Source organism: Enterobacter chinensis (assembly GCF_034008295.1).
In the GTDB taxonomy this organism is placed as follows: domain Bacteria; phylum Pseudomonadota; class Gammaproteobacteria; order Enterobacterales; family Enterobacteriaceae; genus Enterobacter; species Enterobacter chinensis.
Map to the genome: position 1 here is coordinate 526,377 of NZ_JARDVI010000002.1, position 13,975 is coordinate 540,351.

Here is a 13,975-nt window from a genome sequence, read left to right on the forward strand (position 1 = left end):
TTTATCCCGTTGTGTTGTCAGCGTTTTTGTATGTAAGTAATGGCCAGCGCTGCAGCGAGCACCAGCCCTTTTATAATGTCCATGGCGTAATACGGCACCGAGAGCATCACCAGCCCGTTCGACAGCACGCCAAGAATGATCGCCCCGACCAGCGTTCCCAGCGCGTTCGGCTTGCCGGATCCGGCCAGCGAGAAGCCAATCCAGGCCGCGGCTACCGCATCCATCAGATACCCGCCGCCCGCATTCACCTGCGACGACCCGATGCGCGACGCCAGCAAAATCCCGCCCAGGCCCGCCAGCAGCGAGGCAATCACGTAGGCCGCTACCTTGTAGCGCGTGGTGCGTATCCCGGAGAGGCGCGCTGCTTCCGGGTTACCGCCAATGGCGTACATCCGACGACCATGAGTAGTGAGCGACAGCCCAAGCTGCGCCAGAATCGTCACCACTAGCATGATGATGACGATGGTCGGCACCTGCCCCAGCAGGCTAAACGCCGCCGGAATGGTGCCTTCCGCCATGTCGCCGCTCGGCAGCACCATGTTCTCGGTAATCGACCCGCCGTAGCTGTAGGTCATTGCCACGCCCTGGATCACAAACAGGCTGGCAAGCGTCGCGAGCATGTCCGGAATACGCAGGATGACGATCAGAAAAGCGTTAAACAGCCCCACCAGCGTGCAGAGCGCGAGGGTGATAAGGATCGACTCAGTGGTGCCGAAGCCGTGCCAGACGAACAGCGAAATCACCAGCGCGTTCGCCAGCGACGCCGTTGACCCCACGGAGAGATCGAACCCGCCGATGGTCAGCGAAATCGACACGCCAATGGCAATGACCGTCACGATGGCAATCGAGCGCAGAATATTGATGATGTTGTTCGGATCGAGGAAGCTGTCCGACGCCAGGCCAAAAACGGCCACCAGCGCGACGACGGTCAGCAACATGCCCCACTTGTAGAGAAAATCGAAAATCTGCTGACGGCCAGACGCCGCCGCGTTCACTGAAAGGGCCTTGCTCACGGCGCCGTTCCTCCGGTTGAATAATAAAGTAGTGTCTCTTCACGGGCCTCGGCCCCGGCGATTTCCGCCACGATACGTCCGTCCCACAGCACGCAGATGCGGTCGCACAATCCCACCAGCTCGGCAAATTCCCCGGAAGCGTAAATGACCCCTTTGCCCTCGCGCGCCAGGCCATCAATCAGCTGGAACAGATCGGTTTTGGCCTTCACGTCTACGCCTTTAGTCGGCTCGTCGAATATCAACACGCTGGCGTCATTGCGCAGCCATTTGCCGATGGCGACTTTTTGCTGGTTACCGCCGGACAGACGGCGCAGCACCTGGCCTGGGCCGCGCGCCCGAACGCCGATGCGGGCAATGACCTCCTCCGCCCATCTCCACGCCTGACGATGGCCAAAGAGGCTCCAGCGCGAGAAGCTGTTATCCGCCGTCACCGCCAGGTTCATGCTTACCGGCTCGTCGATAAAGATGCCCTCTTTGCGTCGCTCTTCCGGCACCAGCGCCAGCCCGCGCAGCACGGAATCCGCCGGGTCGCGCGGTTTCCAGGGCTGATGATTCAGCTCACCGCGCGCCACGCGGCTTTTGCTGGCGCCAAACAGCGCCTTGCAGAGTTCGGTTTTGCCCGCGCCCGCCAGCCCGGCGATGCCGAGAATTTCGCCTTTGCGCAGGTGCAGGGAGATATCTTTCAGCAGCGCGTCGTCGTGCAGCCCCTCCACGCGCAGCAGCGTTTCGCCGCCGTGCGGGGGCCGTGCGGGCGGGTAGATATCGCTCAGCACGTGGCCGAGCATCTTCTCGACAATCGCTTCGCCGCTGAGGTCCGCCATCGGGCCGGACTCTATCAGCTTCCCGTCACGCAGCACCGTCAGGGTGTCGCAGATGGCTTTTAGCTCGTGAATACGATGCGAGATAAACACCACGCCGATGCCCTGCTGCTTTAAGCGTTTTACCACGGCAAACAGACGCTCGCTTTCGTGCGCGTCCAGCGGCGCGGTGGGCTCATCGAGAATTAAAAAACGGCAGTGGTGGGACAGCGCCCGCGCCAGTAAAATCTGCTGCTTTTCGGCAAGCGAGCAGCTGTCGATAACGCGACGCACGTCCAGGGAGACGTCCAGCTGCGACAGCGCCTGTCTCGCCTGCTGACGAACGGTGCGCCAGCTGAAGCGGTGCCCCGGCTGCGCCAGCCTGTCGAGCATGATATTTTCGGCAATGGTTAATCCCGGGATCAGCGCTACGTCCACTTCCTGCTGCACAAGGTGGATCCCCAGCCGTTTGGCGTCCAGCGGTTCACGAATGCTCACCGGCTGGTTGTTAATGCAGATTTCACCCTCATAGTGGTCGTGCGTTCCGCACAGCACCGCCATCAGCGTCGATTTCCCCGCGCCGTTGGCACCGGTCAGCGCATGCACGGAACCGCCGGTTAAGGTGAAATTGACGCGCGACAGTGCCTGAAAGCCGGAAAAGGCCAGGCTGATACCACGCATCTCAAGGCGACTGGAAACCATCCGCGTAAATCCTTCATTACTCCTCTGATTTATCGAATTTTTCACAGCTCCGGTTGACTGACAACGACGGAAAAGGCATAAGATAAAGCGAAATATTATTAGCCATCCGGATGTCCAGACATAACATCGGGTTAGCGCTTCCCTAAAAAAGGACACCTTCATGAGCAACACCGACATCCGCGTCGTTCCAGGCCCGGCGAACTATTTCTCTCATCCCGGAAGCCTTGCGCGTCTGCATGACTTCTTTACCCCGGAACAGCTTTCCCGCGCGGTGTGGATTTACGGCGAGCGCGCCATCGAAGGCGCGCGCCCTTTCCTGCCGGAGAGCTTTAACACCCCGGGCGCAAAGCACCTGCTGTTTAAAGGCCACTGCAGCGAGCGCGACGTCACCCACCTGGTGAACGAAGCCGGCAGCGGTGCGAGCGTGGTGATCGGCGTTGGCGGCGGCGCGGTGATGGATACGGTGAAAGCCGTGGCGCGTCGTTTAGGTGTTCCGTTCGTGGGTATCCCCACCGTGGCTGCCACCTGTGCGGCGTGGACGCCGCTCTCCGTCTGGTACAACGATGCCGGTCAGGCGCTGCAGTTTGAGATATTCAACGACGCCAACTTCCTGGCGCTGGTGGAGCCGCAAATCATCCTCAACGCGCCAGCGGAGTATCTGCTGGCGGGAATTGGCGATACGCTGGCGAAGTGGTACGAAGCGGTGGTTCTCGCGCCGCAGCCTGAAAACCTGCCGCTGACCGTGCGTCTGGGCATTAACGGCGCGCTGGCGATCCGCGACGTGCTGCTGGAGCACAGCGAGGAAGCGCTGGCTGACCAGCAGCGCGGCGAACAAACCCAGGCGTTCAGGGACGTGGTGGATGCCATTATTGCCGGTGGCGGGATGGTCGGCGGGCTGGGCGAACGCTATACGCGCGTGGCGGCGGCGCATGCGGTGCACAACGGCTTAACCGTGCTGCCGCAGACGGAAAAATACCTGCACGGCACCAAAGTGGCCTACGGCATTCTGGTGCAAAGCGCCCTGCTCGGCCAGGATGACGTGCTGGGCCAGCTGGTCTCGGCGTATCGGCGTTTTAACCTGCCGACCACGCTTCGCGCGCTGGAGGTCGATATCCATAACCGCGACGAACTGGATAAGGTTATTGCCCACACCCTGCGCCCGGTGGAGTCGATTCATTATCTGCCGGTGACGTTAACGCCTGAGGTTCTGCGCGCGGCGTTTGAGAAGGTGGAATACTTCAGCCGTTAATCGCCCCGACCGTCTATACCTAATGATGATTCTCATCACTCTCGCAACGAGGTCATCATGCAGATCGATTTAACAGGTAAGAAGGCGCTGGTTACCGGCGCCAGCCGTGGGTTGGGTCGCGCTATCGCGCTGTCGCTGGCACGCGCCGGTGCCGACGTGGTTATTACGTATGAAAAATCAGCCGACAAAGCCCAGGCGGTTGCCGATGAAATAAAGGCGCTTGGACGGCACGGTGAAGCGGTGCAGGCCGACAGCGCCAGCGCGCAGGCGATTCAGGATGCCGTCACCCATGCGGCGCGTTCTCTCGGCGGGCTGGACATTCTGGTCAACAACGCCGGGATCGCGCGCGGCGGCCCGCTGGAGTCCATGACGCTGGCGGACATTGACGCCCTTATCAACGTCAATATTCGTGGGGTGGTCATCGCCATCCAGGAAGCGCTGGTGCATATGTCCGACGGCGGGCGCATTATCAACATCGGCAGCTGTCTGGCTAACCGCGTGGCCATGCCGGGTATTGCCGTTTACTCAATGACGAAATCCGCCCTCAACTCCCTCACCCGCGGCCTGGCGCGCGATTTAGGCCCGCGCGGCATCACCGTTAACCTTGTTCACCCAGGACCGACAAACAGCGATATGAACCCGGAGGACGGGGAACAGGCGGAAGCCCAGCGCCAGATGATTGCCGTCGGTCACTACGGCCAGCCGGAAGACATCGCGGCGGCGGTCACCTTCCTTGCCAGCCCGGCCGCCGGGCAGATCTCCGGCACAGGGCTGGACGTGGATGGCGGTCTGAACGCCTGATCGCACATTTTCTGCAAGCCTCTGTCGCCTGGCAGAGGCGTTTTCGAGCCGCCTCGACGGTTTGTGTTTTGCCTCTTACCTGCGTTTTTTCTCCGCTCTACAGTACCCCATAAGAAATTCGGAATTTATCTAATAGCCTTATTATTTCCTTATATTTTGTGTGGGCGTACAGTGGAGGTACGGATGAAGATTGTCTGGTCAAAGAATGCAAAGAAAGAGTTTTCCAAGATCGATGGCCGATATCAGCGAAGAATCAAAGCAAAACTTGCTGAGCTGGACGATCGCTCAGCTCCCCGGCCCGATATCAAAAAAATATCGGCAACAGAAAATCATTTCCGGCTACGCGTTGGCGATTACCGCATTCTGATTACACTTCGGGACGATCCCGATAATCATTGTTATGTTTTGGCCGTCAAGCGCAGAACATCAACGACCTACCTTCACGAGGAGAAAGCCCCCTATGGCTGTTCAGCTAATTAAGGACGATGACGGAAAAGCGCAGTACGTCGTTATTCCCTATGATGAATACGTTCGTATGTGCTTACAGATGGCAGAAATTGACGACGAAACCGATGATGATCTAGAGGATATTGAAGTCGAACACGATTGTTATGATGACGTAGGATTACCTGGCGAAGTGTGCGACGTCATGCATAACGAGAACGTCAGCCTGCAGGCCGCGTGGCGCATTCTTCGCGGCATGTCCCAGCAGGAGGTGGCGGAGAAACTCGGCATCAGCCAGTCTGCCGTGTCACAGCTAGAGGCGCTGGACTCCCGTCCGCAAAGGCGCACCCGCGAAAAACTGGCGGCCATTTACGGCTGTAAGCAGGAGCAGATCAGCCTCTATTTACCGAAAGAGGGTTAACAGCACTTCGCCCCGCCCTTGCCGCCGTAGCGCGCGTCCTGACGATCGCGGAAAAATTCTTCGTACGTCATTGGCGTCTGGTCCGGATGGTTAACCCGCATATGCTCGACGTAGTTGTCGTAGTCCGGCACGCCAATCATCATTTTGGCGGCCTGGCCTAAGTATTTACCTGCTTTAGAGAGGGTGTCGAACATCTTTCAGGTCTCACAGGTTATGTAGGCCGGGTAAGCGCTAGCGCCACCCGGCTTACCGGTTAATGTGCCCCTTTCGCCTGGGTCACGATTACATCCAGGTTCTCAGGCATTGGCTCGTACGGTGTCTCTTTCGCCGTCGGCTTGTCTTCTTTCAGTGCCGCCAGCGCGGTCTTCAGAGAATACAACGCCAGCACCACGACCACCACCATAAAGAAGATGGTCAGCCCGGCATCCAGACGGTTGTTAAACACCAGCTGTGACAGTTGTGATTCCGTATACTGCGCCGGGATCTTGCCGCTGTCGATCATCGCCTGGAACTTGTTGGCAATCGCCAGGAAGCCCACCTTATTGTCCGGGCTGAAGGCTTTCTGCCAGCCCGCGGTCAGGGTACAAATCAGCAGCCACGCCGTTGGCAGCAACGCCACCCATGCATAACGCTGGCGCTTCATCTTGAACAGCACCACCGCGCAGAGCATCAGCGCCATGCCTGCCAGCATCTGGTTGGCGATACCGAACAGCGGCCACAGGGTGTTAATCCCACCCAGCGGATCCACCACGCCCTGATGCAGGAAATAGCCCCACGCCAGCACGCACAGCGCCGTTGCCAGCAGGTTAGCCGGGAGCGAATCGGTACGCTTCAGGTTCGGGGAGATCACGCCCAGCAGATCCTGCAGCATAAAGCGCGCCGCACGGGTGCCCGCATCCACCGCCGTCAGGATAAACAGCGCTTCAAACAGAATGGCGAAGTGATACCAGAACGACACGTCCATCAGCCCCCCCAGCGCGCCGTGGAGAATGTAGGCCATGCCCACCGCAAGCGTAGGCGCCCCGCCTGCGCGGGAGATAATCGACTGCTCGCCCACCTCATTCGCAATGCTGGTTAACGTGTCTGGCGTAATCGCAAAGCCCCAGCCGCTCACGACCTGCGCGGCAGACGCCACGACGTCAACGGTGCCGGCCGGGGCCAGTACCGCCATCGGGCTGTTCATCGCGAAGTACACGCCCGGGTCGATGATACAGGCGGAGACCAGCGCCATGATGGCCACGAAAGACTCCATCAGCATGCCGCCGTAGCCAATCAGGCAAGCCTGATTTTCATTCGCCAGCATCTTCGGCGTGGTGCCGGAGGCAATCAGGGCGTGGAAGCCCGACACCGCACCGCAGGCGATGGTGATAAACAGGAACGGGAACAGGTTGCCGGTCCAGACCGGACCGGTGCCGTCAATGAATTTGGTCAGCGCGGGCATGGTCAGGGTCGGGCGCATAATCAGAATGCCGATCGCCAGCCCGACGATAGTACCAATTTTCAGGAAGGTGGAGAGGTAGTCGCGCGGGGCCAGCAGGAGCCACACCGGCAGCACCGCCGCCACAAAGCCGTATCCCACCAGCATCCAGGTGAGCTGTACGCCGGTGAAGTCGAAGAACGGTGCCCAGGTCGGGCTTTCTGCTACCCAGCCGCCGGAGATAATGGCGAACACGAGGAACACCAGGCCAATCACCGACACTTCACCAATGCGGCCCGGACGCAGATAGCGAATGTAGATCCCCATAAACAGCGCCAGCGGAATGGTAAAGGCAACGGTATACGTCCCCCACGGGCTGTGGGTCAGCGCTTTCACCACGATCATCGCCAGCACCGCAAGGATGATCACCATGATCATAAAGGTCGCCACCAGCGCAATAACCCCGGCCTTTGCCCCCATCTCCTCTTTCACCAGCTCGCCCAGCGAGCGACCGTCGCGGCGGGTGGAGACGAACAACACCATAAAGTCCTGCACCGCGCCCGCCAGCACTACGCCAGCGAGGATCCAGATCATCCCCGGCAGGTAGCCCATCTGCGCCGCCAGCACCGGTCCCACCAGCGGACCCGCTCCGGCAATCGCCGCAAAATGGTGACCGAACAGCACTTTTTTATCGGTCGGAACGTAGTCCAGCCCGTCGTTATGACGAACAGCGGGCGTCATGCGCGTGGCATCAACCCCTAAGACGTTCTTCGCGATAAAGCGGCCATAAAAACGATATGCGATCAGATAAATGCAGACGGAGGCGACAACGATCCACAGCGCGTTGATCTGTTCCCCCCGGTTGAGGGCGATATAGCCCAGGGCAAAGGCTCCCACAACGGAGAGCCCTGCCCATATAAGGTATTTCCCTGAGTTGTTCATCGTGGTTATCCGTTGTTATGAAACAGTGAGATGTTACATTTTGTTTCTAGAACAACCGCAAAAATTTAACAACTTTGAAACGCAATAATGTGTGGTCAAACCAGAGATTTACACCACATTGTTAACCCGATCACTTCCTGGACTCACGCTTTGGTTTTGTAGACCGGGTAAGCGCAGCGCCACCCGGCAATCCGGCACGTTCTAACCCAACACCATCGTACTCAACCGACACGTACAGCACCGCCGTCCCTGCTCGTCGAAGACCACAATCTCCCAGCTCTGGCTGGAGCGCCCGACGTGCAGCGGCTGGCATACTCCGCGCACCTTGCCGTGCGACACCGCGCGATGATGCGTGGCGTTCAGCTCCGTGCCCACCACGCTCTGCCCGTCCCGGGTCATCAGATACCCGGCCATCGAGCCGAGCGTTTCTGCCAGCGCCGCGGAGGCCCCGCCGTGCAGCAGGCCAAACGGCTGGTGGGTACGCGCATCCACCGGCATCTCCGCTTCCAGCGTGTCGTCCCCGAGGCGGGTATAGACGATGCCGAGATGCGCCACCAGGGAGTTCAGGCTGGTCGCGTTCAGCTCCTCGAGCGGTAAATGACGTTTCCAGATCATCTATGTCCCCAGCGTGGAGCCGCCGTCCACCACGATATCCTGCAGGGTAATATGGCTGGCGGCATCGGAGGCGAGGAACAGCACCGTGCTGGCAATCTCCTGCGGACGGGCGATTTTACCGAGCGGAATGCCGAGCTTAAACTGCTCACCAAAGCCGCGAATGCGCTGCTGCTCCGCATCGTCGCTTTTCCACAGGTTGCGCTGCATGTCGGTATCCGTTGAGCCGGGCGACACCAGATTACAGCGCACGCCGCTGCCCGCCAGCTCCAGCCCGACGGTCAATGCCAGGCTTTTCAGCGCCGCTTTCGACGCGCCGTAGGCGCTCATGCCGATGCGCGGCGTGTGTGCCGCATCTGACGCTACCGTCACAATCGCGCCGCCCTGCTGACGACGGAACTGGCCCATCGTCTGCTGGAACAGGTTAAACGCGCCGCCAACGTTGACCGCGAAGGTCTGCTGCCAGTCCTCCTGCGATAGCTGGTCGGTTGCCCCCATACGCAGGATCCCCGCCGCGTTCACCAGCACGTCCAGACGTTCAATCGTGCCGAGCGCGCGACCGCACACCTCGCTGACCTGCGCATCATCCGCCACGTCCAGCGTTTCGGTGGTAAACGGATAATCCCCCAGCGGAAACGCCAGATCGAACCCGGTCACCTGCGCGCCCGCCTCAGCGAACGCCAGCGCCGTCGCGTAGCCAATGCCTTTACCCGCCCCCGTCACCCAGACGGTTTTACCGGTGAAATCAAATCCCATCACTTCACCCCGCGGGAGAGCAGCGCCCACCAGGCGTCGAGGGTGGGATTTTTGGCCAGCATCACGAAGTCGATATCGCCATGCACTTTGCGCCAGCGGGCGGCCAGCGCCATCATGCGCACCGAGTCCAGACCGTAGTCGATCAGGTTTTCGTCATCCATCGGCTCGTCGGACTCGTCCAGCAGGGGCAGGATCATCTCACGCAGCGCGGCCTTTGAGGCCGGAACCGACGGCAGCAGCTCGTCGGTCATCACCACGCGGCCAGAGCGCCCGGCCACATAGTTGAGGGACATCAGATGCTCGTCGCGGGTGAAATCCGCCAGCGCGTCGGCAATAAAGAACGGTTTGATGTCGCGCATAAACGCATCGGTGGCGGTGGTCATGCAGCCGATGTGGGCGTAAACGCCGGTAATCAGCAGCTGGTTGCGGCCCGTCTCTTTCAGCATCTGCTCCAGCGGCGAGCGGTGGAAAGCGCTGTAGCGCCATTTCACCAGCACGGTGTCGGCTTCATCCGGCGTCAGCTGAGCGACGATACGCTGCTGTTCCGGCGAGCGGGTCAGGCCCGGCCCCCACATGTCGTTGAGCAGGGCGCGGTCTTCGTCGCTCTGCTCTTTTGGCTGGGCGGTGTAGTAAACCGGAATGTTATGTTCTTTGCAGTACGCGCGCAGTCTGGCGATGTTCGCCACCACCTGCTGCATCATCGCGCTATTTTCGCCCCAGAAGTTCAGGAAGTATTCCTGCATATCGTGGATCAACAGCGCGGCACGTTCAGGCTCAAACGCCCAGTTCACTTTGCTGGTCGGCAGCTCTGCGGCGGTTGGCAGCGCGTAAGCGGTTAATTTTGGAATGGCCATACTCTGTTCCTCAGCCCCGGGCGCGTTCAGCAAGCCACAGGCGCAACTGTTTCTTATCGACTTTGCCGACCGGCGTCAGCGGGAGCGCATCCACGCTCTCCACGCGGTCCGGTAGCTTGAATTCGGCAACGCCCTGCTCGCGCAGGAAGCGACGCACCTCGACCGCACGCAGGGGCTGTTTCACCACCAGATACGCGCAGCTCTTCTCGCCCAGCAGGCTGTCTTCCATACTCACCAGCGCGGCGTGGATCACCACCTCGTGGCGCAGCAGCAGGTTCTCGATCTCCTCGGCGGCGATCTTCTCGCCACCGCGGTTGATCTGATCTTTCTCGCGCCCCTGCACGGTGATGTAACCCTGCTCGTCAATGGCGATCAGATCGCCGGAGCAGTAAAAGCCGTCGGCGTCGAAGGCGCTGGCGTTGTGTTCCGGGCTGTTGTAATAGCCGCGAAAGGTATAAGGTCCGCGCGTCATCAGACGCCCGACCTCCCCGCGTGGCAGCGGGTTGCCGTGCTCGTCCGCCACCCACACTTCGTCGTCCGGGCACATCGGGCGCCCCTGGGTGTTGATGATGCGTTCCGGCGTATCGTCGAGCGCGGTGTAGTTCACCAGCCCTTCCGCCATGCCAAACACCTGCTGCAGCTGGCAGCCAATCTCGGCCGGAATACGCGCCGCGAGCGTGGCGGAAAGGCGTGCGCCGCCCACCTGCAGCAATTTGAGGGACGTTAGCTGCGCGTTGCCCGCCCCGTCGGCGATGGCCTGCAGCCACAGGCTGACCGCTGGGGGAACCAGCGAGGTGACGGTAATCTGATGCTTTTCAATCAGCGGGAAGCAGAGCGTGGCGCTCGGGTCGTTTGCCAGTACCACGCAACCGCCTGCCCTAAAGACGCCTAACGACCCCGGCGAGCTCATGGCGTAGTTATGCGCCGCGGGCAGCGCGTTCAGATAACGCGTTTCGGCGGTAATGCCGCAGATTTCGTTGCTGCGGCGGATGCTGTAGTCGTAATCATTATGCGTACGCGGGATAAGCTTGGGCGTGCCGGTGCTGCCGCCGGAAAGCTGGAAAAACGCCACTTCGTCGGCGGGCGTCGGGTTGGCAATAAAATTGTCTGCCGGGCGCGCGATCGCGGTTTCCAGCGCATGCTCGCCCCTGTCGCCGCGCAGCAGGACGACGCGTACCGAACGGTGTTCATCCACGAAAGCATTGAGGAAATCATCGCCCGCGAACAGCGCGTGGTCGCGATCGGCAATCAATACAGCGGGTTTGATTTGCGTGGCGTAGGCATTCAACTCGCTGCGCTGGTGGCTGAAGAGCGCGTTGACCGGTGCGACGCCAATTTGCAGCAGCGCGAAGAAGGTGATGTAGAACTCGGCTACGTTGCCAAGCTGCACCAGCGCCGTCTCGCCGCGCTGAAGCCCGCGCGCCTGAAGGGCAGACGCCAGGTTGTTAACGGCCTCATTAAACGCGCGGTAGGTCACACGACGTTCGCCGTCGATAATTGCCACCGCATCGCTGTCCGCGCGATCCGTCAGAATGTGGGTTAACGGCAAATCCTGCCAGTAGCCTTTTTCACGGTAGTACCGGGCGAATTCCTCGGGCCAACGGGTAAAGGTAATGGTCATGAGTCTTCCTTAGTGCAAACCAAAAACGTTGAGCATGGTGGAAAGCTTCACACCGGTTTCGCGCCACTCGCCCACCGGGGAGGAGGCGGGCACAATGCCCGCACCGGCAAACAGGCGAACGCTATTTTTATGCAGACGCGCGCAGCGGATGGTCACCACCCACTCACCGTTGCCTTCGCTGTCGCACCAGCCGACGATACCGCCGAACAGCTCGCGGTCGAACGGCTCCAGCTCGGCAATCAGATCTTTTGCCGCCTGATGCGGGAAGCCGCTCAGCGCTGGCGTCGGGTGCAGCAGGCAGGCCAGGGTCAGGGCGTTCTCGTTTTCACGCGCTTCCCCTTCCACGGGCGTCGCCAGATGCCACAGCGTCGGCGTGGTGATGAGCTGCGGAGAGTCAGGCATGCTGAGATGATGGCTCCGGGGCGCGAGAATGGCTTTCATCGCCTGGGTCACAAGGTCATGCTCGTGGCGGTCCTTTTCGGAAGCCAGCAGCTTGTTGCCCGCTTCACGATCCAGCACGTCGTCCGGCTGGCGGCGCGCCGAGCCCGCCAGCGGCAGCGAGCTAAAGTGCGCGCCCTCTTTGCGCAGCAGCAGTTCCGGGCTTGCCCCCAGCAGCACCCCGCCGTCTTCCAGCGGCACGTGGAAGTTGAAGCTCGCCGGGTTCTGGGCGATCAGCCGCTCTAACAGGGCACCGCTATCCATATGTTTGTCGGTCGCGATATCAATCAGGCGCGACAGCACCACCTTGTTCACCTGAGGCGTGGCGGTGAGCGACGCGGCGCGAGCGACCATCTCTTCGAACACGGGCTGCGGCGGGATCTCAGTGCGTTGTTCCACCTTCAGCGCCTGCGAGCCGGTGAAATAGCGTGCGGACTGCTGACGTGCGGGACGTGAAAAGGTCTGCCAGCGTTGCGGAATAAACAGCGATGAGGGCTTGCGGGTATCGAACGGGATCGCCCCCACCATCACCGGGTGAGCAATGCCGTTGGCTTTTGCATTCCGGAAGGCCTGAGCTAATTTCTGCTGGAAGTGACCTGCCGGATCGTCGCCGCCGACGGCAGGTTCATTGAAGCGGGCAAAACAGCCGGACGTGGTAAAGCTGCGGTAAGGCGACATAAAGAAAAAGCGGTCTGATTGCAGCGTGGTTGCGGTGTGCTGAACTTCCTCAGCCAGGGACGTATCCATATCATCCTCCTCAAATGATAAAAGAAGCAATAATGATTATCATTTATATTTTCGTCGGCTAACCTAATCCCACATCGCTTCGCTGTCAACCGTCGGGCAAATAACTTGTGTGACAAAAACTTGCATCCCTTCGCGGCAACAATGAAAATGAGAAGCATTATCTTCAACAAAAACAGGATATCGCGCTGTGAAATTCCCTGCCGTTTGCCGTACTCCCCTGCTTTTAATCGGACTTTTTGTTTTAGGACTTACCTCAGCCACCGCTGCCGACTGGCCCCGTCAGGTCACCGACAGCCGCGGCGTGCATACCCTGGAGAGCAAACCGACGCGCATTGTCTCTACCAGCGTGACCTTAACCGGCTCCCTGCTGGCGATTGACGCCCCGGTCGTCGCCAGCGGTGCAACCGCGCCGAACAACCGCGTGGCGGACGCGCAGGGGTTCCTGCGCCAGTGGGGTGATATTGCTAAACAGCGCAAGGTCGCGCGGCTGTACATTGGCGAGCCGAGCGCCGAAGCGGTCGCGGCCCAGATGCCTGACCTGATTTTGATTAGCGCCACCGGCGGGGATTCCGCCCTGGCGCTGTACGACCAGCTCTCCGCCATCGCCCCGACGCTCATCATCAACTACGACGACAAGAGCTGGCAGGCGCTGCTCACCCAGCTGGGCACCATTACGGGTCAGGAAAAGCAGGCCGCAGAGCGCATTGCCGCCTTTGATAAACAGCTTGCGCAGGTGAAACAGCAGATGAAACTGCCGCCGCAGCCGGTGAACGCCATCGTCTACACCGCCGCCGCGCATTCCGCCAACCTGTGGACCGCAGAATCGGCCCAGGGCAAGCTTTTGCACCAGCTGGGCTTTACGCTGGCGGAGCTGCCTGCCGGGTTACAGACCTCGAAAAGCCAGGGCAAACGCCACGACATTATTCAGTTAGGCGGTGAAAATCTGGCGACGGGACTCAACGGCGAAGGGCTGTTTGTGTTTGCCGGCGACCAGAAAGACGTGGATGCGATTTACGCCAACCCGCTGCTGGCGCATCTGCCGTCGGTGAAGAACAAGCGCGTCTGGGCGCTGGGAACGGAGACGTTCCGTCTGGATTATTACAGCGCGATGTTGGTGTTGCAGCGTTTGAATTCAATTTTTAAATAAGAGGTTCCTTCCCA

At 60.2% G+C, this 13,975-nt stretch carries 14 protein-coding genes; 5 read left to right on the forward strand and 9 right to left on the reverse strand.

Annotated elements, in window-relative coordinates:
• Positions 1 to 17: 17 nt before the first annotated feature.
• Both PYW49_RS07480 and PYW49_RS07485 read right to left on the reverse strand, forming a co-directional pair.
• On the reverse strand, positions 18 to 1,013 hold the full coding sequence (locus PYW49_RS07480; RefSeq protein ID WP_134348469.1) for an ABC transporter permease: 996 nt from the start codon (positions 1,011 to 1,013) through the stop codon (positions 18 to 20).
• Complete coding sequence (locus tag PYW49_RS07485) at positions 1,010 to 2,512, reverse strand: sugar ABC transporter ATP-binding protein (protein WP_320386099.1); 1,503 nt, start codon at positions 2,510 to 2,512, stop codon at positions 1,010 to 1,012. Before PYW49_RS07485 ends, PYW49_RS07480 begins: the two co-directional genes overlap by 4 nt.
• Before the next feature lie 160 nt (positions 2,513 to 2,672).
• Between PYW49_RS07485 and PYW49_RS07490 the strand changes: the two genes are divergently transcribed.
• The 4 genes from PYW49_RS07490 to PYW49_RS07505 all read left to right on the forward strand — a co-directional run bounded on the left by PYW49_RS07490 (position 2,673) and on the right by PYW49_RS07505 (position 5,427).
• A complete protein-coding gene (locus PYW49_RS07490) occupies positions 2,673 to 3,761 on the forward strand; it encodes an oxidoreductase (RefSeq protein ID WP_320386100.1) in 1,089 nt (362 codons plus the stop codon).
• A 57-nt stretch (positions 3,762 to 3,818) separates the two neighbouring features.
• Complete coding sequence (locus PYW49_RS07495; protein ID WP_320386101.1) at positions 3,819 to 4,562, forward strand: SDR family NAD(P)-dependent oxidoreductase; 744 nt, start codon at positions 3,819 to 3,821, stop codon at positions 4,560 to 4,562.
• A gap of 183 nt (positions 4,563 to 4,745) precedes the next feature.
• Complete coding sequence (locus tag PYW49_RS07500) at positions 4,746 to 5,042, forward strand: type II toxin-antitoxin system RelE family toxin (RefSeq protein ID WP_023303272.1); 297 nt, start codon at positions 4,746 to 4,748, stop codon at positions 5,040 to 5,042.
• Positions 5,023 to 5,427: a helix-turn-helix domain-containing protein gene (locus PYW49_RS07505; RefSeq protein WP_320386102.1), complete on the forward strand. Its 405-nt coding sequence runs from the start codon at positions 5,023 to 5,025 to the stop codon at positions 5,425 to 5,427. Before PYW49_RS07500 ends, PYW49_RS07505 begins: the two co-directional genes overlap by 20 nt.
• Here the strand turns inward: PYW49_RS07505 and PYW49_RS07510 are convergent.
• The 7 genes from PYW49_RS07510 to entC all read right to left on the reverse strand — a co-directional run bounded on the left by PYW49_RS07510 (position 5,424) and on the right by entC (position 12,814).
• Positions 5,424 to 5,621, reverse strand: coding sequence for a YbdD/YjiX family protein (locus tag PYW49_RS07510; protein WP_006809671.1), 198 nt, complete (start codon positions 5,619 to 5,621; stop codon positions 5,424 to 5,426). The two genes, PYW49_RS07505 and PYW49_RS07510, sit on opposite strands and share 4 nt — an antisense overlap.
• A gap of 59 nt (positions 5,622 to 5,680) precedes the next feature.
• The gene (gene cstA, locus PYW49_RS07515) at positions 5,681 to 7,786 is read right to left on the reverse strand and encodes a pyruvate/proton symporter CstA (RefSeq protein ID WP_320386104.1); all 2,106 of its coding nucleotides are present in this window, start codon (positions 7,784 to 7,786) and stop codon (positions 5,681 to 5,683) included.
• 201 nt (positions 7,787 to 7,987) lie between these two features.
• A complete protein-coding gene (gene entH / locus PYW49_RS07520) occupies positions 7,988 to 8,401 on the reverse strand; it encodes a proofreading thioesterase EntH (RefSeq protein WP_320386105.1) in 414 nt (137 codons plus the stop codon).
• Positions 8,402 to 9,154: a 2,3-dihydro-2,3-dihydroxybenzoate dehydrogenase EntA gene (entA, locus tag PYW49_RS07525; RefSeq protein WP_407057606.1), complete on the reverse strand. Its 753-nt coding sequence runs from the start codon at positions 9,152 to 9,154 to the stop codon at positions 8,402 to 8,404.
• Entirely contained in the window at positions 9,154 to 10,008 is an 855-nt protein-coding gene (locus PYW49_RS07530) for an isochorismatase (RefSeq protein ID WP_320386107.1), read from the reverse strand. The genes entA and PYW49_RS07530 overlap by 1 nt, the downstream gene beginning before the upstream one ends.
• A gap of 10 nt (positions 10,009 to 10,018) precedes the next feature.
• The gene (entE, locus tag PYW49_RS07535) at positions 10,019 to 11,629 is read right to left on the reverse strand and encodes a (2,3-dihydroxybenzoyl)adenylate synthase EntE (RefSeq protein ID WP_320386108.1); all 1,611 of its coding nucleotides are present in this window, start codon (positions 11,627 to 11,629) and stop codon (positions 10,019 to 10,021) included.
• Positions 11,630 to 11,638: 9 nt separating this feature from the next.
• Positions 11,639 to 12,814: an isochorismate synthase EntC gene (gene entC, locus PYW49_RS07540; RefSeq protein ID WP_320386109.1), complete on the reverse strand. Its 1,176-nt coding sequence runs from the start codon at positions 12,812 to 12,814 to the stop codon at positions 11,639 to 11,641.
• A 187-nt stretch (positions 12,815 to 13,001) separates the two neighbouring features.
• Between entC and fepB the strand changes: the two genes are divergently transcribed.
• Positions 13,002 to 13,961 carry a Fe2+-enterobactin ABC transporter substrate-binding protein gene (gene fepB / locus PYW49_RS07545; protein WP_320386111.1) on the forward strand — a complete coding sequence of 320 codons (960 nt, stop codon included), beginning with the start codon at positions 13,002 to 13,004 and terminating at the stop codon, positions 13,959 to 13,961.
• Positions 13,962 to 13,975: the final 14 nt, after the last annotated feature.

Excerpts from the sequence above, each read along its gene's own strand:
- PYW49_RS07485 (WP_320386099.1), bottom strand. The coding sequence starts at position 2,512 with ATGGTTTCCAGTCGCCTTGAGATGCGTGGTATCAGCCTGGCCTTTTCC.
- PYW49_RS07490 (WP_320386100.1), top strand. The coding sequence starts at position 2,673 with ATGAGCAACACCGACATCCGCGTCGTTCCAGGCCCGGCGAACTATTTC.
- PYW49_RS07495 (WP_320386101.1), top strand. The coding sequence starts at position 3,819 with ATGCAGATCGATTTAACAGGTAAGAAGGCGCTGGTTACCGGCGCCAGC.
- PYW49_RS07500 (WP_023303272.1), top strand. The coding sequence starts at position 4,746 with ATGAAGATTGTCTGGTCAAAGAATGCAAAGAAAGAGTTTTCCAAGATC.
- PYW49_RS07505 (WP_320386102.1), top strand. The coding sequence starts at position 5,023 with ATGGCTGTTCAGCTAATTAAGGACGATGACGGAAAAGCGCAGTACGTC.
- PYW49_RS07510 (WP_006809671.1), bottom strand. The coding sequence starts at position 5,621 with ATGTTCGACACCCTCTCTAAAGCAGGTAAATACTTAGGCCAGGCCGCC.
- cstA (WP_320386104.1), bottom strand. The coding sequence starts at position 7,786 with ATGAACAACTCAGGGAAATACCTTATATGGGCAGGGCTCTCCGTTGTG.
- entH (WP_320386105.1), bottom strand. The coding sequence starts at position 8,401 with ATGATCTGGAAACGTCATTTACCGCTCGAGGAGCTGAACGCGACCAGC.
- entA (WP_407057606.1), bottom strand. The coding sequence starts at position 9,154 with ATGGGATTTGATTTCACCGGTAAAACCGTCTGGGTGACGGGGGCGGGT.
- PYW49_RS07530 (WP_320386107.1), bottom strand. The coding sequence starts at position 10,008 with ATGGCCATTCCAAAATTAACCGCTTACGCGCTGCCAACCGCCGCAGAG.
- entE (WP_320386108.1), bottom strand. The coding sequence starts at position 11,629 with ATGACCATTACCTTTACCCGTTGGCCCGAGGAATTCGCCCGGTACTAC.
- entC (WP_320386109.1), bottom strand. The coding sequence starts at position 12,814 with ATGGATACGTCCCTGGCTGAGGAAGTTCAGCACACCGCAACCACGCTG.